The sequence below is a fragment of the Pseudomonas mosselii genome (assembly GCF_003205295.1).
GTDB lineage: Bacteria > Pseudomonadota > Gammaproteobacteria > Pseudomonadales > Pseudomonadaceae > Aquipseudomonas > Aquipseudomonas mosselii_B.
Genome location: NZ_QJRP01000041.1, coordinates 1 through 24631, shown reverse-complemented (window position 1 = coordinate 24631; position 24631 = coordinate 1). Strand labels below are relative to the sequence as shown.

Below are 24631 nucleotides of genomic sequence, written 5' to 3'. Positions count from 1 at the left end.
AATATTATGGAAAAGACTGAGTTGATTCATGCTTTGATTAAGGCGGGCAGGGCGGGTGATCTTCTCGCTTTCGTCGAGGGGGAGTCTCCGTACCTGACCGATGCTTCACAGGGGGTACCGGAATCCCCTGAGCTGAGAAGGATCTGGGTGCTTGTTGTAACGCATCTCAGATTTGTCACGCGGTATGGAGAGGTGACGAAGCCTCAAGTCGCTGACGGCCAAGTGCTATCACCCTATCCTGCAGAGTTCCAGCTGTGGTTGGCGGCAGGTGCGCCAGGTATAGCATTCGAGGATTTGCAAGCCTATGTAAGAGAACATCCACTTGATTGAAGGATCTGTAACAGTTGAAAAAAACGGTGGTGTGTCCGGTTTATGTAGTTGAGTAATGCAGATGGCCGGTAATGAGCCTTGATGAACAATGGGAGCCTGGCTTCGGTACTATATACACGTGGTTGGCCATGGACAGAATTGGTCGAATTGCGGTCATGGTCAACAATTGTTTTGGCGATATTCCAAAAGTGCTCTTGGCGCTGAGCGGAGCAGAGGAAATGCTGGACGCCATCAGTGAGTTCATGTGGGAGGAGTCTCAGGTCTTTCGGTTGTACCCACCTTTGAAGAAAGGTGGCTTTATGGTGGACTTGTATTCGGCATGGCGCTGGCAAGGTAGAGACAAGGCTTTGGGCAGAAAAGGGGACGGCAGAAAAGGGGACAGATTTATTTTTCTACTCTAATTTCTGCCTTTGCATGGCCAGGACGGCGACGAAGCTTGATGCTTAAGATTCAGTGAGGACGTCTAGTGCTGGAAGCGGGGCAAGTCGAAATCAGAGAGTGAAAAATAAATCTCTCCCCCTTTTTCGGTCAGGGATAAGGGCGCGCTTGGTGGTGCTCTCATCACCGATACGGGTAAGGTTAGAGAGCAGGTTAAGTGAAAAATCAGTTGAAATGGCTAAACGGGCGACGAAGTGCAAAATGATTGACGATATTACTAAACAACGGGTCCAGGTTCTCATGGATCCCCGTTATGGGCCGTATATCAGAGTTTTTTCATTTCAGGACAGTGGGGCACTCCGGGATCTGTTTGATGATGAATTCAATGTGCTCTACTGCTGGTTGGGCCCTTGCCCAGACCTTAGTGTTCATGGGGGGAGCGAATACTATTTCGGCACCGTCGCCGACCCTGTAAAACTTCAGGCACTGCTCGACAGCATCGAGTTATAGGCATTCTCTAAGGATTCAAGAGAGAGAGGGGGTACGTCACTTATGATCGATTCTGTAACCGGCGAGCGGGTTCAGGTTCATCTGGACCCTGAGCAGGGACCTTTTGTATATGTTGTGGGCGCCGAGGACTGCAAACGACTGGAGTATCTGTTGGATGCTGAGTATTTTGTTCCCTATCTGAAGGTGAAATCGCCAGATCTCTCTCTACCCGTAGCGTGGATTTATTCCTTCGGCAGCATTGCTGATCCACGAAAGCTTCAGGCGCTTCTGGATGGAATATGACCGCATGCTTCACGGAGTGAGCTTACGGCCCCCAGGGCACCCAATGCGGGTGTAGGTATTGGCACTGGTATCAGTGTTATATGTCATGCCTTTTTAGTAATGGTTTAAGTAGTGTAACCTAGCGATGGTACGCTTCGATAGACCAGGCAGTGGAAAAGCAGAATGCCAAAGTTCTTGTGTAGATGTGGTATGTCATGAGTTTGTCACAGGGTTGGTCAGATCATGAAATGACATTGATGCCTGAGTCTGTTATCGAACGGGTTGCAGAGCGCCTGGATGTGGGGTCAATGTCCTCGGAAGAATTCTATGAGGCGATTGAAGTGACTGCCATGACACTTTACCGGTGCCCCCGATGCAAGCGATTGTACTTGGAAGAAGGTAAGAATAGTTTCACCACCTATGCCGTAGAGCAGGCAGGGGCTTGAGGGCTGGTAGAGTGCCTCGAAGAATAGAGTTGGGCTGGTGGCGGATCTATTCCACCTGATCTGATTTCTGAGTGTGTGGGCTTAATGATGAGCACATCATTTTGTCGGTAGTGTAAATGTTGTATTACCTGAAAAATAAGGGTTAAGTCTGTTTTTGGAGGCATGGCGATGAGGCTGAATGAGAAATGGATTCCTGGTTTTGGAACGGTATTCACTTGGTTCGCCATGGACAAACTCGGTCGAATTGCAGTCATGGTGAATAATTGCTACGGTGTCATTCCCGAGGTACTGCTGAGGCTGGAAGGGGTAGAGGGGGTACTGGACTCAATAAGCGAATTTATTTGGCAGGAGTCCCAAGAATATTCTGAATACCCGCCAGCCAAACAGGGTGGCTTTGCAGTGGATCTTTACTCTGCCTGGCGCTGGCCAGGCAAGTCGAAAGCCAGTGTGGTAAGCGCACTGCAAAATGACCTGGAAGAACGACTGAATTATAGCGAGGCTAACCTTGCCTTTAACAAGGGGTTATTTGTGTATCACGCCGTGGAGGGTAGCCGTGCGGGTGAAGACTACCCCGAAGGGTATGGTGGGGATACTGCGATGGGTGATTACTTCAGGTTTTTAGTGCCAGGAGAGTACGCCACGCTTGAGGACTTTCCCGTTGGGCTGAGGCGAGGGCTGGTGGTGTCTGATAGCTTGGATTTTTCTTTGCTCCAAGTGCTGCAGAGTAGGCCTGTCAGTCAGCATTTTAGTTCGTTGTATAAGGCGTAGGCAGAGCAGGTTGTATGCTCAGACTGTTTCTCAGGCGGCCGCAAAGGTCGCCGGAAGCGATAATTATTGGATGTGCCGAGATGATCTCACTGTGCTTTGAAACGGGAGAGTGCCGGGTGTTTGACCAAGACAAATTTCCCGGCGCCAACTTCGATGGCCTTTCATTGCACCGGGCGCAGTTCGACGGCCTGGATGCCAAGGCGACGACGTTCATTGGTAGCGATCTCAGAAACGCATCGTTCATCGAGGCGGATCTGAGCGCAGCCGACATGCGAGGGACGACGTTGGCCAATGCCCTGTTCAATGGCGCCCGGCGGCGCAATGCAGATCTTTCTCGGGCGCTGGCTGCCTTCGCCGACTTCAGTGGGGCCGACCTGTGCGGTGCAAACCTGGCAGAGGCTGATATCGGAGGGGCTGTATTCAATGGGAGCAATCTGTGCGGAGCTGATCTACGCGTGAGCAGGATAGAGAAGGCAGCATTCCTGTTGGCCATGTTCGACGACAGTACTCGATGGCCGGCAGGATTCGAGCCTGTCGCCCAGGGCGCAGTCCGGCGAAGGGATGAGGGGAAATGAGACAGATGTGAAGCGCGCCCGCTCAAACGTTCCGTGGCATATGCCAAGCATGTCGAGCCTGTGAGCCAGTGTGGGCAAGAACCGGAACATGCAGGATAGATTCGTCCCCCCTTTTTTCATGCATATTGGCGTGAATAGGTGATGCTGATGTACGTGGACAACTCACTGAAAGGGCAGGAGTGACAGCTGCGATGGGTGCAGTGAGTCGGTGGAATTTTCCTGGTTTCGACAGTCTGTATTGGTTTCGATGAATCGGAATTTCCTTATTCCTTGTAGTCCATTTCCGAAGCATGCTTTTACCGCCTTTCAGCCCTTGCCCCAGGCCACCCCGGCTTCTAGTCTCGGCCAGCCGCTGCCAATTCAGCGGTCGGTTTTGACAGACCGTCGATTGTTGTCCTCGTGTGCATTCGCTCAATGGCGGCTGTACGTGTGGGCACCTAGTGTGCGCCGAGTGCCAACAATCTCGGTCTGTCAACCCGCGTACAGCTGCCACCCGACTGTTTGACAGCAGCTCAGCTGACAGCTCAACCCTCAACCATTGTTGGAGTACGAGCATGCTGAAGATTGTCCCCGATCCACCTTCCCCCCAAGACCACGCCCACTTCCTCGAAGACACCTTGGTACGCGCCATCGAGTACGCCTTCTGCGCCCTCACGGTGGCCAACCAGGCTGTGCAGCTCAAACCCCGGTCGCCCGGCGCGATCCTGATGCTGGCCGCCGCCCACGAGATGGAGGCGGTGCGCACGTTGCTCGAATCCGCCCTGACCCAGGTGCAGAACTTGGCCCAAGCGCCGAGCGAGCCCCGCACGCTGCACTAGCCGACGACGTTTTCAGGGAGATCGATCATGACCACAGACGATGGCAAGACCCCGGTCACTCCGGGCAAGACCCGTTTCCACCAGGGCGAGGGCAAAGATGCCCAACCGCTGTTCTGCATCGAGCCTGGCATCCCTTGCCAGCATGCCCGCGAACAGGCGTCGGAGCTGATGGACTATGTGCGGCACCTGACCTTGGTCGGGGTGATGGACGAAGACCCGCGGATGGTCTGGGCGGCGCATTACCTCAGTGCGTTGGCCAAGGCGCTGATGGATGATGCGGAGCTGGGGATGGCGCATTAGTCCCAGGCTTGCACATTCCCCTGTAGGAGCGGCCTTGTGTCGCGAAAGGGGTGCGTAGCAGCCCCAGGATTCAGCATTGATGCAAAGATCGCCAGGGCCGCTTTGCGGCCCTTTCGCGACACAAGGCCGCTCCTACAGGGGGACGGGTTGGGCTTATTTCTCTGCTTGGCGTGACAGATGTGCCGGCGGCACCTGGTCTACCAGCCAGACACCGTTATCCGCTTGATAGAACACTGTTCCCGCTGCGCACATGGCCTGGGTATCGACCCTGAGCAGCACCGGCTGACCATATCGCTTGCCCACCGCCAACGCGGTCTGCGGGTCCTCGCTCAGGTGCACATGGTGGCGGCTGCCGGGGATCAGGCCCTGGGCTTCGATGGAGGCCAGGAAGCGGCTGGCGGTGCCGTGGTAGAGCAGGGCGGGTGGCGTCTTGGCGACGTGGCGCACTTCGACCTGGGCGCTGCTGTGGCCCTGGGCGGCGCGGATGCGGCGGCCATCGTCGGAGAGGGTGAAGCGGCGCTTGTCATTGGTCTCGACCACTTCGCGCAGGGCGTGCAGGTCGAAAGCGTGGCCTTGCCGGCCGGCGCCGTGGATCAGCGCGTCGACATCAGCCCAGCCGTCGCGGTCGAGGGACAGGTCGATGGATTCGGGGGCGTGGCGCAGTACGTAGCTGAGGAACTTGCTGAGGGCGTCGCGTTGTTTCTGGTTCACTGGAAAGGTCCTTTTCCATGGCTTCTGGTCGTTTGGGTCGGGGGCATTCTCCGGGTTTGGGGTTGAGTTCTCAAGCGTGTGGATGACCTGTGAGAGCGCACTCCCACAGGTTCGTCGCTGATGTCAGCCCTGACGCAAGGCGTCGAGCAGCGCCTTCAGCTGGTCACGGCCCTGGGCATCCAGCCCGAACACCGGCCGACGCGGTTCACCTACCGGTAACCCGGTCATCTCCAGGCCCGCCTTGATGGTCGCTGGCAAGCCCCCCTTGAGGATGAAGTCGAGCAACGGCAGCTGGCGGTAGAACAGCGCCTTGGCCTGTTCCAGTTCACCGTTCTGCACCGCCTGGTACAGCCGCAGGTTCAGTTCGGGAATCAGGTTGGCCGCCGCCGTGCACCAGCCCGTGGCGCCCGCCACGAAGGCCTCCAGCGCCAGCGGATTGCAGCCGTTGTAGAACGGCACCTGGCCCTCGCCGAGCAACTGCAGCTTGTGCATGCGCTGGATGTCGCCGGTGCTCTCCTTGACCATGGTCACGTTGTCGACCTCGCGCACGATACGCAGGATCAGCTCCACCGGCATGTCGGTGCCGCTGGTGGCCGGGTTGTTGTAGAGCATGATCGGCAGATCGATGGCCGCGCCGATGGTGCGGTAGTGCTGGACGATCTCGGCCTCGCTGAGTTTCCAGTACGCCGCCGGCAGCACCATCACCGCGTCGGCGCCATGCTGCTGGGCGAAGCGGGCGCGGCGCACGGCACCGGCGGTGGTCAGGTCGGAGACGCTGACGATGCTCGGCACGCGCTTGGCGATGCGCTCCAGGCTGTACTGGGCGACCTGTTGCCATTCGCCGTCGCTCAGGTAGGCGCCTTCGCCGGTGCTGCCCAGCGGCGCGATGGCGTGGACGTCGCCGTCGATCAGGCGGTCGATGGAGTGGCCGAGGGCCGGCAGGTCAAGCTGTTCTCCGTCCTGGGTGAACGGGGTGATGGTGTAGCCGATGATGCCGTGGAATCGAGTGGTCATGGTGCGTGGCTCCGCAAGCAAGGCAAGGTGGGGTCAGGCGAGGCAATCGGCGTGCTGGCGCAGGGCCTGCCGAGCGTAATAGTTGAAGGCGGCGCCGTGGCGCTTGGGCCGGTCGATCCAGTCGTGGGCGTCGCGGCCGAGTTCCGGGGCGATCGGCTTGATGGTGCCGGCGGCCATCGCCAGCAGTTGCAGGCGCGCGGCGCGCTCGATCAGCTGGGCATAGACACAGGCTTGCTCGATGCTGGTGCCGGTGGACAGCTGGCCGTGGTGCGAGAGCAGGATGGCGCGCTTGTCGCCCAGGGCGGCGCTGATGATCTCGCCTTCCTCGTTGCCCACCGGCACGCCCGGCCAGGCCTCGAGGAACGCGCAGTCCTCGTACAGCGGGCACAGGTCCATGTGCGAGACCTGCAGCGGCACTTCGAGCATGGACAGCGCGGCGACATGGGTGGGGTGGGTGTGGATGATGCAGTTGACGTCGGGGCGGGCGCGGTACACCCAGCTGTGGAAGCGGTTGGCCGGGTTGGGCATGCCCTGGCCTTCGAGCACTTCGAGGTCTTCGTTGACCAGCAGCAGGTTGCTGGCGGTGATTTCGTCGAAGCCCAGGCCTAGTTGCTGGGTGTAGAAGGTGCCCGGCTGTGGGCCGCGGGCGCTGATCTGCCCTGCCAGGCCAGAGTCGTGGCCGTTGTCGAAGAGAATTCGGCAGGTCAGGGCCAGCTTTTCGCGCACAGTCCACGTATTATCGGCAAGCGAGCCTTGCATCTGTGTCAGTGCCTTTTGCACCAGCTGGTCTTTGCTGAGGGTAAGGGTGTTGGCCATGGGGATCTTTCCTCTGTGGCGTGATGACGGATGTCAGGGCTGGCTCGCCCCCGAGCTTTGGACGGTGAGGGGGCGAGCCATCAGATGACACAAATAATCCTATATGACACAAAGTGTCATAAGCAAGTGCGTTTGTTCGGGAAACCCGCGTCACATGTCTATCCGACTGAAACTGCTGAGAAAGAAACTGGGCATCACCCTTGAGCAGCTGGCTGAGAAATCCGGCATGACCAAGAGTTACCTGTCCAAGGTCGAGCGCGGCCTCAACACGCCGTCGATCGCCGCCGCGCTGAAGCTGGCGCGGGCGTTGAACGTCAATGTCGAGGAGCTGTTCGACGGCGAGCACGACAGCCAGGCGCGCTACAGCCTGGTGCGCCGGGGCGAGCGCCAGGCGTTGGTAGGCGGCGGCGAGGGGCCAGGGTATGCGGTGCTGACCTCGCAGGTCGGCCAGCGCAGCCTGCTGCCGTTCCTGATCCAGCCGCCGACCGCGTTCAGCGACCCGACCTTCAAGGAGCACGAAGGCGAGGAGTTTTTGTTCGTCCACGAGGGACAGGTGGAGGTGGACTTCATGAGCGAGCGGGTGCTGCTGGAGGCGGGCGACGCCCTGCATTTCAATGCCCAGACGCCGCACCGCCTGCGTTCGGTCGGCGAGCGCCAGGCGCAGTTGCTGGTGGTGGTGCAGGGCAGCGAGGGGTGAGGGCGGGGCGATGATCGAGGTCTCGCGGTTCTGGCGTGATCCGGCATTGCCCTTCGTCGAAGCCCGGCGTGTGGGGGACGGTCGCCAGGTGTGCTACGCCGCCCATTCCCATGAGAGCTTCTCCATCGGCGTGATCACCGGCGGGCGCAGCACCTATCTGACCGGCAACGCCCGACACGAGGTGGCGGCGGGGACCACGGTGCTGATGAACCCGGGCGTCGTGCACACCTGCAACCCGATCCAGGGCGAGCCCTGGTCGTACCTGATGCTGTTCGTCGACATGCCCTGGCTGCTGGCGCGTGGCTTCGCGCTGCCCTCGGCGACCTTGAGCACGTCGGCGGCGCTGTACGGGCAGTTGCTGGCGCTGTTCGGCGGGCTGTTCGAGCCCGGCAACGAGGGCCGGGAGGCGCAGTTGGAGGCATTCTTCAGTGCCTTGCCGCAGGTACTGGAGGCCGACGCGAGCGGCCAGCCTGCTCGCCATCCACGCCTTGAGCTGGCCGCCGCGTTCATCCGTGCCCATCGCCTCGACCCGCTGACGCTGGACGACATCTGCGCCGCAGCGGGGCTGTCGCGGGCCTACCTGATCCGCGCGTTCGGCAAGCGCTTCGGCCTGACGCCCCATGGCTACCTGCTCGACCAGCGGGTGCAGCATGCCCGGGCACAACTGCGGGCCGGCAGGCCGATCGCCGAGGTGGCGCTGGAGGCGGGGTTCGCCGACCAGGCGCATCTGCAGCGGGCCTTCAAGCGCCACCTGGCGACCACGCCGGGGCATTATCGCAATGGCTGAAAGCCAGGATCACACCATCAGGTACAACGCACTCGCCACCAGCAACCCTGCCAGCACCCGATTGAGCAGGCGCATCCGCCACGGCTCGCCCAGATACTGGCGGATCACGCTGCCGGCCCAGGCCCAACTGGCCACCGAGACGAAGCAGATCGGCCCGTAGATCCAGGTGAACAGCCACAGCAACTGCTGCTCGCCGCCGGTGTAGGCACCGATCCCGGCGACCGCCGCCAGCCAGGCCTTTGGGCTCAGCCACTGCATGGCCGCGCCTTGCCAGGCGCTGGGCGCCCGTGGGGCATCGTCGGCACCCAGTCCGCCATCGTCGCTGGCCAGTTTCCAGGCCATGTACAGCAGAAACAGCACGCCACCCCAGTGCAGCAGCCGCCCCAGCAACGGCCAGCGCAGCAACAACTCATGTACGCCCAGCCCCACCAGTACCAGCAGCAGGCAGAAGCCCAGGGTGGCCCCGGCCGCATGCCCGATGCTGGCCCGCAGGCCATGGCGCGCGCCGCTGCCGAGGGCGACGATGTTGACCGGGCCAGGGGAGATGGAGGCGGCCAGGGCGAAGGCGGCCATGGACAATGTCAGGCTCATGAAGGTTTCCTTGTGGGGTGGATGGCATGGCTATCCTGGCCGAGGCCGTGACATGGGTATTGAACAAAAATGCCCCGCCACACCTGTTACAGCTTTTGTAATAGTTTTGCGCTATCAGGGAAATCTGCTTCGATTGTAGGATCGACTTCCCTATTTTCTATCAAGGTCTATATGAGCACCTTCGCGGAGCCCCCCAGTCCCTGGCCGTCCCGGCCTTCCTTCCTCCGTCCTCGTGACGCCGCCCTTGTGAGTACCCGCTAATGGAATGGCTAGCCGACCCCACGGCCTGGCTGGGCCTGTTGACGCTTATCGTCCTCGAGCTGGTGCTGGGTATCGACAACCTGGTGTTCATCGCCATCCTTGCCGACAAGCTGCCGCCGCACCAGCGTGACCGCGCCCGGGTGATTGGCCTGTCGCTGGCGCTGATCATGCGTCTGGGCCTGTTGGCCAGCATCTCGTGGATGGTGACCCTCACCGCGCCGCTGATCGAGGTGCTCGGCAAGACCTTCTCCGGCCGTGACCTGATCATGCTGTTCGGTGGTGTGTTCCTGTTGTTCAAGGCCACCATGGAACTGCACGAACGCCTCGAGGGCCATGTCGCCCAGAGCGGCGGGGTGACCCGTCACGCGGCGTTCTGGCCAATCGTCGCGCAGATCGTGGTGCTCGACGCGGTGTTCTCGCTGGACGCGGTGATCACGGCCGTGGGCATGGTCGAACAGCTGTCGGTGATGATGATCGCGGTGATCTTCTCTATCGGTATCATGATCGTCGCCAGCAAGCCGCTGACCCGCTTCGTCAACGAACACCCGACAGTGATCATGCTGTGCCTGGGCTTCCTGATGATGATCGGCTTCAGCCTGACTGCCGAGGGCCTGGGCTTCCATATCCCGAAAGGTTACCTGTACGCAGCCATCGGCTTCTCGCTGCTGATCGAGCTGTTCAACCAGCTGGCCCGTGCCCGCCGCAAGCGCAGCCTGCATCAGCATCGGCCGCTGCGTGAACGTACCGCCCACGCGGTGCTGCGCCTGATGGGCGGGCGCCGGGTCGAGGCCGACGAGGTGGGCGAGGAGATCGCCGACCTGGTGGCCGGTGGTGACGAGCAGGTGGTCTTCGACCGCCGCGAGCGGGTGATGATCAGTGGCGTGCTCAACCTGGCCGAGCGGCCGATCCGCACGGTGATGACGGTGCGGGCCAAGGTCGATGCCATCGACCTGTCGCAGCCGGCCGAGGCGATCACCCAGATGCTGGTCAACTCGTCCTACTCGCGTCTGCCACTGATTCGCGACGGCGGTATCGACGAGCCGCTGGGCTTCGTGCACAAGAAGGAGCTGCTCAGGGAGTTGCTGGCCGGCAACCAGCCCGAGCTGGAAACCCTGGCCCGGGCCCCGCTGAATCTGCTGGAGAGCTTCAGCATCCTCAACGCCCTGGAACAGATGCGCGGGCAGTCGACGCACATCGCCTTCGTGGTCAACGAGTTCGGTGACTTCACCGGTGTGCTGACCATGACCGACATCCTCGAGTCGATCGCCGGTGAACTGCCGGACGCCAGCGAGGTGGAGGGCCCGGGCGTGGTCGAGGAGGAGGGCGGCTTCGTCGTCAACGGCGCGCTGAACCTGGCCCAGGTACAGGCACGCACCGGCTTTTCCGCTCGCGCCACCGAGGACTACCAGACCCTCGCGGGCCTGGTGATGAGCCTGCTGGACCGTCTGCCGGTGGTCGGTGACCGCCTGGCCTGGAATGGCTGGGTCATGACCGTGGTCACGGTGGAGGAGCGCCGGGTGCGCCAGGTGCGCCTTACACCGAGCGCCGACGCTGACGCAGCAGGTGCTTGAAGCCTTCGAGCACCAGTACCAGCACGGCAGCCCAGATCGGCAGGTAGGTCAGCCATTGGTCCGGGCCGATGGTCTCGCCCAGCAGCAGGGCCACGCCCACCAGCAGCACCGGCTCGACGTAGCTGAGCAGGCCGAACAGGCTGAACGGCAACAGGCGGCTGGCCAGCACATAGGCGATCAGGGCGCAGGCACTGATCGCCCCGAGCAGCGGGATCAGCCCGTACAGGCCCGGGTGCTCGGTCAGGTCCGCCGCTGACAGCGGGCCCTGGATCACGAAGTACAGGGCCCAGGGCAGCAACAGGCACATGTCGCACCACAGGCCGCCCAGGTGGTCGGTGCGACAGCGTCTGCGCAGCACGAAGTAGATCGGGTAGCCGATCATCACCAGTAGGGTTTCCCAGGCAAAGCTGCCGTGCTGGTACAGCTCGTGGCCAACCCCCAGCGTGGCAAAGCCCACCGCGACCTTCTGCAGGCGCGACAGGCGTTCGCCGTATACCAGCCGTCCGGTCAGCACCATGGCCAACGGCAGCAGGAAGTAGCCCATCGACACTTCCAGGCTGCGCCCATGCAGGGGCGCCCAGAGGAACAGCCACAACTGCACGCCCATCAGCCACGAGGTGCCGACCATGCCGAGCAGCAGCAGCGGTGTGCGACGCACCCGCCCGAGCAGCTCGCCGACCCGCTTCCAGTCCTTCGAGACCAGCATGAACAGCGTCAGGCAGGGCAAGGTCAGCAGGGTGCGCCAGCCGAAGATCTCCTCGCCGTCCAGGGGTTTGAGGAAGGAGGTATAGAAGTACATCACGGCGAACAGACAGGACGCCATGACCGACGAAAGAATGCCTTTTGACACGAATGCCTCGGAAAACGGGAAGTGAGCGGGCGGATCAGCCGCGCATGATCTCAGGGGCGTTGCCCGGCAGCAACTGCGGGCTGCCCGGCTGGGCGGCCAGGGCCAGCAGCAGTTCGTCGGCGGGCATGGGGCGGGCGAACAGGTAGCCCTGCTGGAAGTCCACCCCGTGGCCTGCCAGGTAGTCGCGCTGCACCTCGGTCTCCACGCCTTCGGCGACGATGCCCAGGGCCAGCTTGGCCGAGAGTTCGATGATGGTGTCAAGGATGTGCTGGGACAGCGCGTCGCCGCCGATCATGGCGACGAAGCTCTGGTCGATCTTCAGGTAGTCGACCTTGAACTGGCGCAGGTAGTTGAGGCTGGACTGGCCGGTGCCGAAGTCGTCCAGGGCGATCATGACGCCCATGGCGTGCAGCTTTTCGAACAACTCAAGGGTCACCGGAGTCGGCTCGATCAGTTTGCGCTCGGTCAGCTCCAGGGTCAGCACCACGCGCCCGGGCGGGAAGTGCTGGAGGAAGGTCTGGCAGTCGTCGAGCAGGCCCAGGTCGCGGCAATGGTCGGCGGTGATGTTGATGCCGATGTGAAAGCCATCCTCCAGCAGGGCCGCATGCGGGGCCAGGGCCTGGGCCGTGTGCAGCATCAAGGCGCGGGTCATGGCGACGATCTGGCCGCTATGCTCGGCGTAGGGAATGAACAGGTCAGGCCGCACCAGTCCTTCGCGGGGGTGCTGCCAGCGCATCAGTACCTCGACACCGGCCCAGCGGTAGTCGCCCTTGCGCACCACCGGTTGGAAATACGGCACGAATTCGTCGGCGTCCAAGGCCCGGTCAAGCTCGCCACGGGATGAGCTGGCGCGGCGGATCTGCCAGCGGCAGGCGGCACCGGCCGCCACGCCCAGCATCAAGAGCAGGCTCAGCAGGGCGGGATAGTGCGAGCGCATAAGTGCTGCTCGCTTGCCCTCACCATAGCCGGTGTGCACGTGGAACGGATAACGGGTGGAGGCATACCGGCCGGCGGCGATGGCAGCGACTGGCGGATCGCCGTCGTGCACTTGACCATCGCTGCCCATCCAGTGATTGCCGACATGCACCTTCACCAGATTGTCGGCGCCGATCAGGTGCAGCGCGGTGAGCAGGTGGCGGCCATCCACCGTGGTGATCACGCCCCGGTCGCCACGGCCTTCCTGATTGATGCGATAGACCAGAAGAGGCTGTCCCGGGGTGACCGTGTTGCCGTTCATCAGCCACAGTTGGCCATTGGTATAGTCCCTGGCATCCACCGGCTCGTCGAAGTCACCGAACAGTGAGGTGCAGTACAGACGGTCGTGGTCGAACAGGTTGGTCGAGCGCACAAAGGCGTTGCGTGTTACCTCGACGCGCAGTGCCAGTTGCACCTGGTCGCAGGGTAGACCTGCCTTGGGCAACAGTTGATGGGCGGCGGTGGACAGGCTGTCGAGGATCTCTTCGACATGCTTGCCCACTTCACGAGCGGTAGCTCGGCTGCTGGCCTGCAGTTCCTGTTCGGTCTGCCAGCGCATCACCGCCAGCCCGCACAGCAACGGCAGCATTCCGATGCCCCAGGGCAGCAGGGCGCGCCAGCTCCAGCGGGCGGGGCGTTTGGCGGTCAGGGGCATGTGCGGGCGAACCTTCTGCAAGGCAACGGAATGATGCTGAGAATAGCCGTTTGTCGGAACAATCTGCGAACTAAAACGCGACAAACAAATTTACGCAATGTAGAATCGGGTTACGAATACAACAATAAGGTTCTCCGCCTCCCGGGGAATCAAGCCCGCCGAGAATGGGTCCATATGACATACCATGGGTTCAAGCTGATCATTGGTGACTTCCTGGCCCGCAGCGTGCGCGGGATCCCTTGCTCACCACCACGCCATCTCCACATCCAAAGCCTGTAATCAACCGTTTTTCGCTTAAAGATGAGGACACCCACATGGCAGATATCTTCGACAACCCGATGGGCCTGGAAGGCTTCGAATTCATCGAGCTCGCTTCGCCGACCCCCGGCGTGCTCGAGCCGGTATTCCAGATTCTCGGTTTCACCAAGGTGGCCAGCCACCGCTCCAAGGATGTGCACCTGTATCGCCAGGGCGGCATCAATCTGATCCTGAACAACGAGCCCAAGAGCATCGCCTCGTACTTCGCCGCCGAGCACGGCCCGTCGGTGTGCGGCATGGCCTTTCGCGTACGCAACGCCCATGAAGCCTACGCCCGCGCCCTGGAACTGGGCGCCCAGCCGGTGGAAATCGAAACCGGCCCGATGGAACTGCGCCTGCCGGCGATCAAGGGTATCGGTGGCGCGCCGCTGTACCTGATCGACCGCTACGAAGAAGGCAGCTCGATCTACGACATCGACTTCAAGTTCATCGAAGGCGTGGACCGCAACCCGGTCGGCGCGGGCCTGAAGATCATCGACCACCTGACCCACAACGTCTATCGCGGGCGCATGTCCTATTGGGCCGGCTTCTATGAGAAGCTGTTCAACTTCCGCGAGATCCGCTACTTCGACATCAAGGGCGAGTACACCGGCCTGACCTCCAAGGCGATGACCGCGCCGGACGGCATGATCCGCATCCCGCTCAACGAGGAATCGTCCAAGGGTTCGGGGCAGATCGAAGAGTTCCTGATGCAGTTCAATGGCGAAGGCATCCAGCACGTGGCCTTCCTCACCGACGACCTGCTCAAGACCTGGGACGCGCTCAAGGGCCTGGGCATGCGCTTCATGACCCCGCCGCCGCAGACCTACTACGAAATGCTCGAAGAGCGCCTGCCGGGGCACGGTGAGCCGGTCGAGCAACTGCAGGCCCGCGGCATCCTGCTCGATGGCGCCTCCGCGCCAAATGACAAGCGCCTGCTGCTGCAGATCTTCTCGGAAACCCTGCTGGGCCCGGTGTTCTTCGAGTTCATCCAGCGCAAGGGCGATGACGGCTTCGGTGAGGGCAACTTCAAGGCGCTGTTCGAGTCGATCGAGCGTGACCAGGTGCGACGCGGCGTGCTGAGCGTCGAGTAACCCTTCTCAGGCTCGAAACCCATGGCGGGGCCATCCCGCTCCCACGTGAATGTGGGAGCGGGATGGCCCCGCGATGCTTTTGTGGCGGCTACCGGTTACGTAAGAAGCGAATGACCGCCTCAGCCACACCGGAGGTGGAGGCCGGGTTCTGCCCGGTGATCAGGCTGCCATCCTCCACCACGAAGGGCCCCCAGGGATCGTCCGCCTTGCTGTACTCACCGCCGCGGGCGCCCAGCTCGTTTTCGGTCAGGAACGGCACCACCTCGTCCAGTTCAACCAGCTTCTCCTCGGTGTTGGAGAAACCGGTGACCTTGCGTCCCTTGAGCAGCAGGCTGTTGTCGCTGAGCTTGATATTGAGCAGACCGACCACGCCATGGCAGACCGCGGCGACCGCGCCGCCGCGCTCATGGATGCGCCGTGCAAGTTCTTGCAGCGGCTGATTGTCGGGGAAGTCCCACATCACGCCGTGCCCACCGGTGTAGTAGATCGCGCTGTACTGTTCAGCCTTGACCTGGCCGGGGCTCAATGTGGCGCCCAGGCGGTTCATGAAGGTCTTGTCGTCGTACCACTGCCAGTCCAGCTCTGGCGCCATGCGCAGGCTGTGCGGGTCGATGGGCACGTAGCCACCCGCCGGGCTGACGTAGTCGACGACAAAGCCTGCCTGCTGCACCTTGTCGACGAAGTGCACGGCCTCGCCCAGCCACAGCCCTGTGGCGCGCGGGATGGTGGGGTACTTGGCGGTATTGGTCAGCACGACCAGAAGCTTCTTGTTCATGTGCGCATGCCCGTCGAATCCATGGAAGAACGGTTGGCCAGCAACATCGAAAGCCCTATCAGCATAGCCCCCGCCACGCAATGCGCCATGGCGGCTGGCGCTGTGCTAGTCTCCTGCAGAACCGACGTATTACCGGGGAGAAACCATGGAACAGGACACTTGCGCTTTCCTGCAGGCCGCCATCGACGAGGCCTGCAAGGGGCTCGAGGAGGGGGGGATCCCGATCGGCTCGGTATTGGTGCACGATGGCAGGATCATCGGCCGCGGACACAATCGCCGGGTGCAGAATGGCAGCGCCATCCTGCATGGCGAGATGGATGCCCTGGAAAATGCCGGCCGACAGCCGGCCCGGGTGTACCAGGAGTCCACCCTCTATACCACCTTGTCGCCTTGCGCGATGTGCAGCGGCGCTATCCTGCTGTATGGCATCAAGCATGTGGTCATCGGTGAAAACACCACGTTCATGGGGGAGGAGCAACTGCTCGGCAGCCGGGGCGTGCGCCTGGAGGTACACGACGATGAGGCCTGCAAGGCGTTGATGCGCCGGTTCATCGAGGAAAAGCCCGAGCTGTGGGACGAAGATATTGGCCGCTGACCTGAATGTCGCCGGCGGGGATGTCCAGGTCATTCACCTGGCACCCCCGGCGAGTCCTCTGGCTTCGATGGGGGATGTCATTGGCAACCTCGACTGGAGCGCGACATCGCTGGGAGCGCTGACATCCTGGCCACCCACCCTGCGCGTCGCCGTCGATATGATGCTGCTGTCGCCGTTCCCCTGTGCGCTGGTCTGGGGCCCGGCACTGACGGTCATACACAATGAACCCTACCAGGTGCTGCTGGGCGGTAGCACTGGCCATCAGGGCCGCGCCTTCGACGCGCTCTGGGCACATAACTGGGAGGACATGGGCGCGGCGGTATTCAAGGTGCTCGAGGGACAGGGCAGCCTGATCGAAGACGCGCCACTGCCTGTCAATCGAGCAGGCTTCATGGCGACGGCCTGGGTGACGGGTTGTTATTCGCCGATCCGTGACGACCAGGGCGAGGTCGCCGGTTTCCTTCACGCCCTGATCGAGACCACCGCCAGTGTGGAGACCGGTCGTGAATGGCGCGAATTGGCCCTTTCCTTCGAGGCGCGCCTGGATCAGTACCTGAGCGATCCTGAACATATCTGGCAACTGTCGCCCGATGTGATGTTGATGCTCGACAGCGATCTGCGCGTGCGCTCGGCCAATCCGGCCTGGCAGCGCCTGCTGGGCTGGTGTAATGCATCACACCTGAAGCTGCCGCTGCCCGAACTGTTTCACCCCGCCGATCGTACCGAAGCCCAACTGGCGTTGACGGCGCTTTTGCAGGGACAGGGCATGACGGCGTTCGACGCGCGGCTTCGCCACAACGAAGGCCATTATTGCTGGTTCCGCTGGACGGGTGTCGCCAATGAAGCGCTGCCTGCACTGGTAGGGCGGGACATCACCGAGGACCGCCATGCGGTCCAGCGCCTGGCCGATGCCGCGGTGCGGGAAGGCCAGCGCATGGAAAGCGTGGTAAAGGTGGCGGGTGGACTGGCGCACGAAATGAACAACGTGCTGTCCGGTGTCGGTAGCAGCCTGGAACTGCTCGAACGGCGACTGGCACAGGGGCGGATGGAGCGTGTCGAGGAGTACGTGCAACTGGCTCGGGAGTGTGCCCAGCGCGCCATCGGCCTGACCCAGAACCTGCTGGCTTTTGCCCGCAGCCAGCCATTGTCGCCCAATCCCCTGAACATCAACCGCCTGCTGCAGGAGGCGGAACCGATGTTGCGTCAGACCCTCGGCGCCGAGATGCGCCTGGAGTGGCAGTTGGACGTCGCGCCCTGGCTGTTGCAGGTCGATCCCGATCAGTTGCGCAACGCCCTCCTGCACCTGTGCAGCAATGCCAGGGATGCCTGTCTGGGCAAGGGCACCGTGACGATCAGGACTTGCAACGAGCGCTTGGTGTTGAATGAAGGAGGGCCGGCAAGCCTGCCGGCAGGCGACTACGTCATGTTGCACATCGAGGACAATGGCCACGGCATGTCGCGCAATGAGGTAGCCAGGGCCTTCGAGCCGTTCTTCACCACCAAGCCTTTGGGGCAGGGTTCGGGGCTTGGGCTGCCCATGGTCCACGGTTTCGTGCACCAGTCTGGAGGGCAGGTGTGGATCGAATCGACCCTGGAGCAGGGCACCCGGGTGGTGTTGATGTTCCCGCGCCATTCGGGGCCGCAGCCTGAGGCCGTCAAGTTGGACATGGTGCCGCTTCAAGTCCAGGGCATGCGCTTGCTATTGGTCGATGACGAAGTCAGCCTGCGCGGCCTGATGAAGGAGGCCTTGGTTGAGTGCGGCTTCGAGGTGTGCGACGTGGCCGATGGCAATGGCGCGCTGGCAGAGTTCAGGCGGGGCGCTCCGTTCGATCTGGTGATTACCGATATCGGTTTGCCAGGAGGCTTCAGTGGACGCCAGGTGGCCAAGGCACTGCGCATGATGAAGCCGGAACAGAAGATCCTGTTCATCACCGGCTTCACCAGTGACCCGGTCGAGCAGGCATTGCTCGACGAACCGGGCACGGCGCTGATGTTCAAGCCGTTCTCGTTGCAGACGCTGGTCACGCAGGTTCAGCGTATGTTGCAGGCCTGAGGCTATCGTCAGAGCCCTTGCTGCAGGAAAGGGTCGTCCGGGTTCTGCCGCTCCAACTCGGCCAGCAGGACCTGGACATTCTGCAATTGGCCGGTTTCCTTCCAGTACTCGATCAGCAATACCCGAGCCCGGCGGTTGGCCGGCTGGCGATTGAGCACGGTCTCCAACTGTTTCTGCGCGGCGTCTACCTGTTCAAGCTGGTGCAGGGTGACGGCCAGGGTGTAGCGATAGTCGTTGTTTTCCGGTTCCAGTTCGACCGCGCGTGCCAAGGCGAGCAAGGCGTATTCCTGTTGCTCGTGGCGGGTCAGCCACAGCCCCAGCTCATATTGCAGGAACGCCGAGTCCGGGCGCAGCGCCAGGGCCTTGGCCAGCACTTCGCGGGAGGCGTCGTGACGGCCTTGTTGTTCCAGCAGGCGTACCTGGGTGGCCAAGGCGTCCAAGCCTTCGGGGGCCACCGCCAGGCTGCGCTGCAGGGCCCTGGCGGCGGCATCGTAGGCCTGCTCATGCATGTACAGGCGGGCCAGGTGAACCTGGGCCGCGGCGTCGTCGGGCTGTTGTTCCAGGGTCTGCTCGTACTGTTCCAAGGCGTCCTGCAAGGGCCCGAAGTACAGACCGATGGCGTCGGGGTCGAGGCCGAGCAGGGCGTCGACCGCGGCGAAGCGTACGCTTTGCTCGTCATCCTCCAGGAGCGGACCCAGTACCAGGCTGCGCTGGGCGGCGGGCAGCAGGCGGTGGATGCTGGCGATGGCGGCGCGGCGAACCAGCGGGTCGGCGTGTTCCAGGTCCTGCTGGGCCAGCTTCAGTGCGAGTGGCGACGGATAGTTGGGCAGTTCGGCATACAGCGCGGCGCGTCGGATCGGTGGCAGGTCGTCGCGTTGCAACTGCTGGTAGAGCACCCTGGCGGCGCCCGGCAGCCCGTCATGGGCCTGGCGCAGTGCCTTGGCGTAGCTGTGCGCTGGCAGGCTGGGCGCCGCAGGCTGCTGGTCACGCCACAGGTAGCCGATCGCGATGGGCAGCACCAGCAGAAGCAGCAGGGCGATCAGGAGAAGGTGGCGTCGTTGCATCTGGCGGTCCGTGATGGCGGTACGGCAGAGCTTGGGGCAGGCGGGGGGTAATTGCAATGATCGGGCAGCGCTCGATCTCCCAGGCGCGGCGACGCCCCTGCCGAGTACCTGCCGGCCTGCCGTTGTCCCCCCTTCCCATGTCAGCCCGCGCCCCCACGATCCATTAGCGTTCCGAGCATTTCCGACTGGCTAAAGCAGGATGCTCACCAATGCTCTTCAGCGAACTCATGGCAGCGCTCTCCACCCGTGCGATCCGACTCCAGCGCGAGGAGGCCGACCTGATCGTCGAAGGCGATGAAGACACGCTCGATGACGCCCTGTGGGACGCGTTGGCGGCCCACAAGCCGGCGCTGCTGGAGATGCTCGCCGGCCTGGATCATGGCTGGTTGAGCCCGGCGTTGCGCATTACGCCGCAGATGTTGCCCCTGGCCGGCCTCGACCAGGCGGCCATTGACCGGATTGTCGCCACGGTACCCGGCGGCGCGGCCAATCTGCAGGACATCTACCCGCTGGCGCCGCTGCAGGAGGGCATGCTCTACCACCACCTCACGGCGGCCGACGGCGACCCCTATGTGCTGCAGGCGCAACTGCGCTTCGCCAGCCCCGCGCGCCTGCAGGCGTTCGCCGAGGCGCTCGACTGGGTAATCCAGCGCCATGACATCCTGCGCACGGCGCTGGCCTGGGAGTACCTGGACCAGCCGCTGCAGGTGGTGTGGCGCAGGGCGCCGCTGGTCTGCGAGGCGGTCGAACCGAACGGCGACGAGGAGGTGCTGGGTCAGCTGCGGGCGCGCTTCGACACTCATCACTACCGCATGGACCTTGGCCAGGCGCCGCTACTGCGCCTGGTGCATGCCCAGGCTCGCGACGGCGAAGTACTGGCCTTGCTGCTGTTCCACCACACCGTCATGGATCACACCGGGCTGGACATCGTGCGCCGCGAGATCCAGGCCTACCTGGCGGGTGAGAGGGCGCGACTGCCGGCCCCGGTGCCGTTCCGCGACCTGCTCGCCAGAAGCCGGCAGGCCCAGGATGAACAGGCCCACGAGGCCTTCTTTGGCGCCATGCTCGCCGATATCGACGAACCGACCCTGGCTTTCGGCGTTCAGGAGGTCGCTGGTCAGTCCATGGACGAAGCCCGTCTGACCCTGGCTTCCAGCCTCAGCCAGCGCTTGCGGGCCCAGGCACGGCTGCTTGGGGTGAGCCCGGCCAGCATCATGCACCTGGGGCTGGCGCGCCTGCTGGGAGCGCTGTCCGGACGCGAGTCGGTGGTGTTCGGCAGCGTGCTGCTCGGGCGCATGGCGGCGGGCGAGGGTGGCGAACAGGCCCTGGGGATGTTCATCAACACCCTGCCTTTGCGTGTCGACCTGCACGGGCAGGGTGTGCGTGAGGCGCTGCTGGTCACCCATCGACAACTGACGGCGTTGCTCGGCCATGAGCAGGCGCCCCTGGCCCTTGCCCAGCGCTGCAGCGGCGTGGTGGCGCCGACGCCGCTGTTCAACAGCATGCTCAACTACCGCCACAGCGCGGCGGGCGACGCGGCCGACGTGATCGCGGTGGCGCCGGGGATCGATGTGGTGGGGGCCGAGGAACGCACCAACTATCCCTTGAGCCTGGCCGTCGATGACCTGGGCGAGGATCTGCGCCTGACGGTCCAGACCCTCGCCGACTGGGGCGCCGAGCGGTTGTGCGGGCAGCTGCGACAAGTCTTCGAAGGGCTGGTGGAGGCACTCGAGCAGCAGCCCGAGCGGCCATTGCTGGACCTGCCGGTACTGACGGCTGAGGAACGTCGCCATCTGCTGGTGGACTGCAATGACACGGTGGTCGACCATGACCTGGACCTGCCGCTGCACGCCCTGTTCGAACACCAGGCGCAACTGCGCCCTGAAGCCATTGCGGTGCAGACCGATGGCGAGCGACTGAGCTATCGCCAACTCGATGAGCAGGCCAATCGCCTGGCTCATCATTTGATCGAGCTTGGGGTGAAGCCCGACGACCGGGTGGCGATCTGCGTCGAGCGCGGCGTTTCGATGGTGGTTGGTCTGCTGGCCATCCTCAAGGCCGGTGGTGCCTACGTGCCGCTTGACCCGGGTTACCCGGTCGGGCGCATCCGTCATATGCTCGAAGACAGTGCGCCACTGGCGGTGCTGGTTCACTCCGCTACCCGCGGGGTACCGGGCGAGGTGGCGGTGCCGCAGGTCGACCTCGACCAGCCGACCTGGGAAGCCTTGCCTGCCACCTGCCCACGGGTGACCGGGCTCACCCCACGGCACCTGGCCTATGTGATCTACACCTCTGGCTCCACTGGCACGCCAAAGGGGGTGATGGTCGAGCACCGCAGCGTGGTCAACCTGGTGCGCTGGGCCGCGGGGCTGTGCCCGACCCGCGCCGGCGGCGCGCTGCTGCACAAGACGCCGATCAGTTTCGACGCCTCGGTATGGGAGCTGTTCTGGCCGCTGGGCAGCGGGTTGCGTCTGGTGCTGGCGCGAGCGGACGGCCAGCGCGACGCGGATTATGTCGCGCGGGAGATCATCGAACGGCAGGTCAGCGTGGTGCAGTTCGTGCCCGCGCTGTTGCAGCAGTTCGTCGAGCAGGCACGCAGCGCGCAGTGCACCAGCCTGACCGATATCGTCTGTGGTGGCGGCGAACTGACCGAGGCCCTGGCTCGACAGGTTCGCCAGCGTTTGCCGCAGGTGCGCCTGCACAACGTCTACGGCCCCACCGAAACCACGGTCGACTGCAGCGTCTGGACCCTGGATCCCGGACAACCGATTCCACCTGGCGCGTTGCCGATCGGCCGACCCATCGACAACACCCGCCTGTACGTCCTCGATGCCCACGACCAACCGGTACCCTGGGGCGTCGCCGGCCAACTGCATATCGGCGGCGCCGGGGTGGCGCGTGGCTACCTGGGGTTGCCGGAGCAACAGGCCGAACGCTTCATCGCCAGTCCGTTCGCCAAGGGCGAGCGTCTGTACCGCAGCGGCGACCTGGTGCGCCAGGCCGCCGACGGCAGCCTGGCGTTCCTCGGTCGCAACGACCATCAGGTCAAGCTGCGCGGCCTGCGCATCGAACCGGGCGAGATCGAGGCCTGCCTGAACCGCCTGCCTGGCGTGCGCGAGGCGCTGGTGCTGGTTCACCAGCACCCGCACAGCGGCCCACGTCTGGTGGCCTACCACACCGGCCAGGCCCAGGCCGCGCAGGCACTGCGCGAGTCGCTGCTGGGCCAATTGCCCGAGTACATGGTGCCGGCGCTGTTCATCCACCTCGAGGCCATGCCGTTGACGCCCAACGGCAAGGTCGACCGCAAGGCCCTGCCGACACCCGAAGCGCCGACGCGCCAGTACCAGGCGCCCGAGGGGCCGGTCGAGGCCGTCCTGGCGGCGATCTGGACGGATCTGCTCGGTGTCGAGGCGGTGGGGCGTGACGACAACTTTTTCGAACTGGGCGGCCATTCGCTGCTGGCGGTGCGTCTGGTCGAGCGCATGCGCCAGCAGGCGCTGGAAGCTGATGTGCGGGTGCTGTTCAGCCAGCCCACGCTGGCGGCGCTGGCCGCGTCGGTGGGCGGTCGGGCGACTGTCACCGTGCCGGCCAACCGCATCCCCGTCGGTTGCACGCGGATCACCCCGGACATGCTGCCCCTGGCCAGCCTCGACCAGGACGCCATCAATACGCTGGTGCGACAGATCCCCGGTGGCGTGGCCAATGTCCAGGATATCTATGGCTTGGCGCCGTTACAGCAGGGCATTCTTTACCATCACCTGGCCAGCGAAGGCGCCGACCCCTACGTGGTGCAGGCGCGTTTCGCGTTTGCCGGCCAGACCGAGCTGGACGCGTTCGTTGCGGCGCTGAACCAGGTCATCGCCCGCCACGACATCCTGCGCACCAGCCTGCACTGGCAGGGCCTCGACGAGGCCGTGCAGGTAGTCTGGCGCGAGGCGCCGCTGGTGCCGAGCCCGGCGCTGGACACGCTGCGACTCGACCTGGGACAGGCGCCGTTGCTACGCCTGAGCAGGCAGGTCCAGGCGGGGCGCCTGGAGGCGACCTTGCTGCTGCACCATATCTTGCTCGACCACACCGCCGTGGAACAGCTGGTGGCCGAGGTCGGTGCCTTGTTGCAAGGGCAGACGGCGCTGCCGGACAGCGTGCCGTATCGCAACTACGTGGCCCAGGCGCGTCTGGGCGCCGACCCGCAGGCAGACGAGGCGCTGTTCCGTGACCTGCTGGGCGATATCGACGAGCCGACCGAGGTGTTCGGTTTGCGCGAGGCCCAGGTCGATACGGGCCTGGTCGGTGAAAGCCGCCAGCCGTTGGAGCCGGAACTGGGCGCTCGCCTGCGTGGCCAGGCCAGGGCGCTCGGGGTCAGTGTCGCCAGCCTGGTGCACCAGGCCTGGGGCCAAGTGCTGGCGCAGCTGTCCGGTCGCGAGGACGTGGTGTTCGGTACCGTGCTGCTCGGTCGCCTGCAGGGCGGCGAGGGCGCCGACCGGGCGCTGGGCATGTTCATCAACACCTTGCCGCTGAGGGTCAGCGTGGGGGCTGCGGGCGCAGCCGATGGCGTGCGTCTGACCCACCAGCGCCTGGCGCGCCTGCTGGCCCACGAGCAGGCGTCCCTGGCCCTGGCCCAGCGTTGCAGCGGCGTGCCGGCGTCCCAGGCGTTGTTCACCAGCTTGTTGAACTATCGCCATAGTGCCGGTCAACCCGAACACGGTCCAGCCTGGGCGGGGATCGAGCTGCTGACCGCCCAGGAGCGCAGCAACTATCCGCTGGTGGTCAGCGTCGATGACTACGGTAATGATTTCAGGCTGACGGTGCAGGCCGTGGCGCCGGTGGATGGTGGGCGGGTCTGCCAGCTGCTGCGCTCGGCGCTGTTGCAACTGGTCACTGCGTTGGAACAGGCGCCGATGAGCGCGCTGAACAGCCTGCACTGCCTGCCGGAGGCGGAGCGCGAGCGCGTGTTGCGGCAGTTCAACGTCACGGCGCGGGAGTATCCGCATGACCTGGCCGTGCACCGGTTGTTCGAAGTCCAGGCCACGAACTCACCAGATGCGCTGGCGGTGGTCCAGGGCCAGCATCGCTGGACCTTCGCCCAACTCGAGGCCGATGCCAATCGCATGGCCTATTACCTGCTCGAACAGGGTGTGAGGGCGGGGGACCGGGTAGCCTTGCTGCTGCCACGTTCGTTCGATCTGCTGGCGGCCCAGCTGGCCGTAAGCAAATGCGCGGCGGTGTTCGTGCCGCTGGACGGCAATGCCCCGGCCGAGCGCCAGGCGTTCATGGTGGCCGACAGCCAGGCGCGGTTGGTGCTGACCCACAGTGACCAGCCGCAGGTGGACGGCGCACGCCGAGTCGAACTCGACCGCCTCGACCTGAGCGGTTACGCCGATGCGCCGCTGGGCCTGGCGGTGGACGCCGGCAGCGCGGCGTACATCATGTACACCTCCG

General features: G+C 63.6%; 23 protein-coding genes. 15 read left to right on the top strand and 8 right to left on the bottom strand.

What is annotated here, in order from left to right:
* The first annotated feature begins 6 nt into the window (after window positions 1–6).
* The 8 genes from DMX06_RS26195 to DMX06_RS23425 all read left to right on the top strand — a co-directional run bounded on the left by DMX06_RS26195 (window position 7) and on the right by DMX06_RS23425 (window position 4386).
* Window positions 7–330, top strand: coding sequence for a hypothetical protein (locus DMX06_RS26195; protein ID WP_146232235.1), 324 nt, complete (start codon window positions 7–9; stop codon window positions 328–330).
* A gap of 71 nt (window positions 331–401) precedes the next feature.
* Window positions 402–731: a hypothetical protein gene (locus tag DMX06_RS23460; protein ID WP_110739572.1), complete on the top strand. Its 330-nt coding sequence runs from the start codon at window positions 402–404 to the stop codon at window positions 729–731.
* A 238-nt stretch (window positions 732–969) separates the two neighbouring features.
* On the top strand, window positions 970–1218 hold the full coding sequence (locus tag DMX06_RS23455; RefSeq protein ID WP_110739571.1) for a hypothetical protein: 249 nt from the start codon (window positions 970–972) through the stop codon (window positions 1216–1218).
* 42 nt (window positions 1219–1260) lie between these two features.
* Window positions 1261–1500 (top strand): hypothetical protein, encoded by a 240-nt coding sequence (locus DMX06_RS23450; RefSeq protein WP_110739570.1) that lies wholly within the window; start codon window positions 1261–1263, stop codon window positions 1498–1500.
* Window positions 1501–2093: 593 nt separating this feature from the next.
* Entirely contained in the window at window positions 2094–2693 is a 600-nt protein-coding gene (locus DMX06_RS23440; protein WP_110739569.1) for a hypothetical protein, read from the top strand.
* Window positions 2694–2773: 80 nt separating this feature from the next.
* Window positions 2774–3268 carry a pentapeptide repeat-containing protein gene (locus tag DMX06_RS23435; protein ID WP_181427888.1) on the top strand — a complete coding sequence of 165 codons (495 nt, stop codon included), beginning with the start codon at window positions 2774–2776 and terminating at the stop codon, window positions 3266–3268.
* A 554-nt stretch (window positions 3269–3822) separates the two neighbouring features.
* Entirely contained in the window at window positions 3823–4086 is a 264-nt protein-coding gene (locus DMX06_RS23430) for a hypothetical protein (RefSeq protein ID WP_110739567.1), read from the top strand.
* Window positions 4087–4113: 27 nt separating this feature from the next.
* The gene (locus DMX06_RS23425) at window positions 4114–4386 is read left to right on the top strand and encodes a DUF3077 domain-containing protein (protein ID WP_110739566.1); all 273 of its coding nucleotides are present in this window, start codon (window positions 4114–4116) and stop codon (window positions 4384–4386) included.
* Between the two features lie 153 nt (window positions 4387–4539).
* Here the strand turns inward: DMX06_RS23425 and DMX06_RS23420 are convergent, their stop codons facing one another.
* The 3 genes from DMX06_RS23420 to DMX06_RS23410 all read right to left on the bottom strand — a co-directional run bounded on the left by DMX06_RS23420 (window position 4540) and on the right by DMX06_RS23410 (window position 6927).
* Window positions 4540–5097: an RNA 2'-phosphotransferase gene (locus DMX06_RS23420; protein WP_110739565.1), complete on the bottom strand. Its 558-nt coding sequence runs from the start codon at window positions 5095–5097 to the stop codon at window positions 4540–4542.
* A gap of 123 nt (window positions 5098–5220) precedes the next feature.
* Window positions 5221–6111: a dihydrodipicolinate synthase family protein gene (locus DMX06_RS23415; protein ID WP_110739564.1), complete on the bottom strand. Its 891-nt coding sequence runs from the start codon at window positions 6109–6111 to the stop codon at window positions 5221–5223.
* 33 nt (window positions 6112–6144) lie between these two features.
* Entirely contained in the window at window positions 6145–6927 is a 783-nt protein-coding gene (locus DMX06_RS23410) for an aldolase (protein ID WP_110739563.1), read from the bottom strand.
* Between the two features lie 154 nt (window positions 6928–7081).
* On the opposite strand from DMX06_RS23410, the gene DMX06_RS23405 reads away from it, so the two are divergent.
* Both DMX06_RS23405 and DMX06_RS23400 read left to right on the top strand, forming a co-directional pair.
* A complete protein-coding gene (locus DMX06_RS23405; RefSeq protein WP_110739562.1) occupies window positions 7082–7624 on the top strand; it encodes a helix-turn-helix domain-containing protein in 543 nt (180 codons plus the stop codon).
* A 10-nt stretch (window positions 7625–7634) separates the two neighbouring features.
* On the top strand, window positions 7635–8411 hold the full coding sequence (locus tag DMX06_RS23400) for an AraC family transcriptional regulator (protein ID WP_110739561.1): 777 nt from the start codon (window positions 7635–7637) through the stop codon (window positions 8409–8411).
* Between the two features lie 9 nt (window positions 8412–8420).
* Here the strand turns inward: DMX06_RS23400 and DMX06_RS23395 are convergent, their stop codons facing one another.
* Window positions 8421–9002 (bottom strand): LysE family translocator, encoded by a 582-nt coding sequence (locus DMX06_RS23395; RefSeq protein ID WP_110739560.1) that lies wholly within the window; start codon window positions 9000–9002, stop codon window positions 8421–8423.
* 260 nt (window positions 9003–9262) lie between these two features.
* Between DMX06_RS23395 and DMX06_RS23390 the strand changes: the two genes are divergently transcribed.
* Window positions 9263–10834 carry a TerC family protein gene (locus DMX06_RS23390; protein ID WP_110739559.1) on the top strand — a complete coding sequence of 524 codons (1572 nt, stop codon included), beginning with the start codon at window positions 9263–9265 and terminating at the stop codon, window positions 10832–10834.
* Here DMX06_RS23390 and rarD read toward each other — a convergent pair.
* Window positions 10797–11684: an EamA family transporter RarD gene (rarD, locus tag DMX06_RS23385; RefSeq protein ID WP_110739558.1), complete on the bottom strand. Its 888-nt coding sequence runs from the start codon at window positions 11682–11684 to the stop codon at window positions 10797–10799. The two genes, DMX06_RS23390 and rarD, sit on opposite strands and share 38 nt — an antisense overlap.
* A gap of 34 nt (window positions 11685–11718) precedes the next feature.
* Window positions 11719–13314, bottom strand: coding sequence for an EAL domain-containing protein (locus DMX06_RS23380; protein ID WP_110739557.1), 1596 nt, complete (start codon window positions 13312–13314; stop codon window positions 11719–11721).
* Window positions 13315–13628: 314 nt separating this feature from the next.
* On the opposite strand from DMX06_RS23380, the gene hppD reads away from it, so the two are divergent.
* Window positions 13629–14705, top strand: a complete 1077-nt coding sequence (gene hppD / locus DMX06_RS23375) for a 4-hydroxyphenylpyruvate dioxygenase (protein ID WP_110739556.1) — start codon at window positions 13629–13631, stop codon at window positions 14703–14705.
* A gap of 88 nt (window positions 14706–14793) precedes the next feature.
* Here hppD and DMX06_RS23370 read toward each other — a convergent pair whose 3' ends face one another.
* A complete protein-coding gene (locus DMX06_RS23370; protein ID WP_110739555.1) occupies window positions 14794–15480 on the bottom strand; it encodes a type 1 glutamine amidotransferase domain-containing protein in 687 nt (228 codons plus the stop codon).
* A gap of 145 nt (window positions 15481–15625) precedes the next feature.
* Between DMX06_RS23370 and DMX06_RS23365 the strand changes: the two genes are divergently transcribed.
* Both DMX06_RS23365 and DMX06_RS23360 read left to right on the top strand, forming a co-directional pair.
* Window positions 15626–16075: a nucleoside deaminase gene (locus tag DMX06_RS23365; protein ID WP_110739554.1), complete on the top strand. Its 450-nt coding sequence runs from the start codon at window positions 15626–15628 to the stop codon at window positions 16073–16075.
* A 67-nt stretch (window positions 16076–16142) separates the two neighbouring features.
* Window positions 16143–18128, top strand: a complete 1986-nt coding sequence (locus tag DMX06_RS23360) for a hybrid sensor histidine kinase/response regulator (RefSeq protein WP_110739574.1) — start codon at window positions 16143–16145, stop codon at window positions 18126–18128.
* Window positions 18129–18136: 8 nt separating this feature from the next.
* Here the strand turns inward: DMX06_RS23360 and DMX06_RS23355 are convergent, their stop codons facing one another.
* Complete coding sequence (locus tag DMX06_RS23355) at window positions 18137–19192, bottom strand: tetratricopeptide repeat protein (RefSeq protein WP_110739553.1); 1056 nt, start codon at window positions 19190–19192, stop codon at window positions 18137–18139.
* 209 nt (window positions 19193–19401) lie between these two features.
* On the opposite strand from DMX06_RS23355, the gene DMX06_RS23350 reads away from it, so the two are divergent.
* Window positions 19402–24631: non-ribosomal peptide synthetase (locus tag DMX06_RS23350; protein ID WP_146232234.1), on the top strand; the 5230-nt coding region annotated here is incomplete at its 3' end.

Bases quoted from the DNA above. Each gene is read 5' to 3' on its own strand.
- DMX06_RS26195 (WP_146232235.1), top strand. From the start codon at position 7: ATGGAAAAGACTGAGTTGATTCATGCTTTGATTAAGGCGGGCAGGGCG.
- DMX06_RS23380 (WP_110739557.1), bottom strand. From the start codon at position 13,314: ATGCCCCTGACCGCCAAACGCCCCGCCCGCTGGAGCTGGCGCGCCCTG.
- DMX06_RS23410 (WP_110739563.1), bottom strand. From the start codon at position 6,927: ATGGCCAACACCCTTACCCTCAGCAAAGACCAGCTGGTGCAAAAGGCA.
- DMX06_RS23395 (WP_110739560.1), bottom strand. From the start codon at position 9,002: ATGAGCCTGACATTGTCCATGGCCGCCTTCGCCCTGGCCGCCTCCATC.
- DMX06_RS23405 (WP_110739562.1), top strand. From the start codon at position 7,082: ATGTCTATCCGACTGAAACTGCTGAGAAAGAAACTGGGCATCACCCTT.
- DMX06_RS23455 (WP_110739571.1), top strand. From the start codon at position 970: ATGATTGACGATATTACTAAACAACGGGTCCAGGTTCTCATGGATCCC.
- DMX06_RS23360 (WP_110739574.1), top strand. From the start codon at position 16,143: ATGGGGGATGTCATTGGCAACCTCGACTGGAGCGCGACATCGCTGGGA.
- DMX06_RS23415 (WP_110739564.1), bottom strand. From the start codon at position 6,111: ATGACCACTCGATTCCACGGCATCATCGGCTACACCATCACCCCGTTC.
- DMX06_RS23435 (WP_181427888.1), top strand. From the start codon at position 2,774: ATGATCTCACTGTGCTTTGAAACGGGAGAGTGCCGGGTGTTTGACCAA.
- DMX06_RS23425 (WP_110739566.1), top strand. From the start codon at position 4,114: ATGACCACAGACGATGGCAAGACCCCGGTCACTCCGGGCAAGACCCGT.
- DMX06_RS23355 (WP_110739553.1), bottom strand. From the start codon at position 19,192: ATGCAACGACGCCACCTTCTCCTGATCGCCCTGCTGCTTCTGCTGGTG.
- DMX06_RS23430 (WP_110739567.1), top strand. From the start codon at position 3,823: ATGCTGAAGATTGTCCCCGATCCACCTTCCCCCCAAGACCACGCCCAC.
- DMX06_RS23365 (WP_110739554.1), top strand. From the start codon at position 15,626: ATGGAACAGGACACTTGCGCTTTCCTGCAGGCCGCCATCGACGAGGCC.
- hppD (WP_110739556.1), top strand. From the start codon at position 13,629: ATGGCAGATATCTTCGACAACCCGATGGGCCTGGAAGGCTTCGAATTC.
- DMX06_RS23370 (WP_110739555.1), bottom strand. From the start codon at position 15,480: ATGAACAAGAAGCTTCTGGTCGTGCTGACCAATACCGCCAAGTACCCC.
- DMX06_RS23400 (WP_110739561.1), top strand. From the start codon at position 7,635: ATGATCGAGGTCTCGCGGTTCTGGCGTGATCCGGCATTGCCCTTCGTC.
- DMX06_RS23460 (WP_110739572.1), top strand. From the start codon at position 402: ATGAGCCTTGATGAACAATGGGAGCCTGGCTTCGGTACTATATACACG.
- DMX06_RS23440 (WP_110739569.1), top strand. From the start codon at position 2,094: ATGAGGCTGAATGAGAAATGGATTCCTGGTTTTGGAACGGTATTCACT.
- DMX06_RS23390 (WP_110739559.1), top strand. From the start codon at position 9,263: ATGGAATGGCTAGCCGACCCCACGGCCTGGCTGGGCCTGTTGACGCTT.
- DMX06_RS23450 (WP_110739570.1), top strand. From the start codon at position 1,261: ATGATCGATTCTGTAACCGGCGAGCGGGTTCAGGTTCATCTGGACCCT.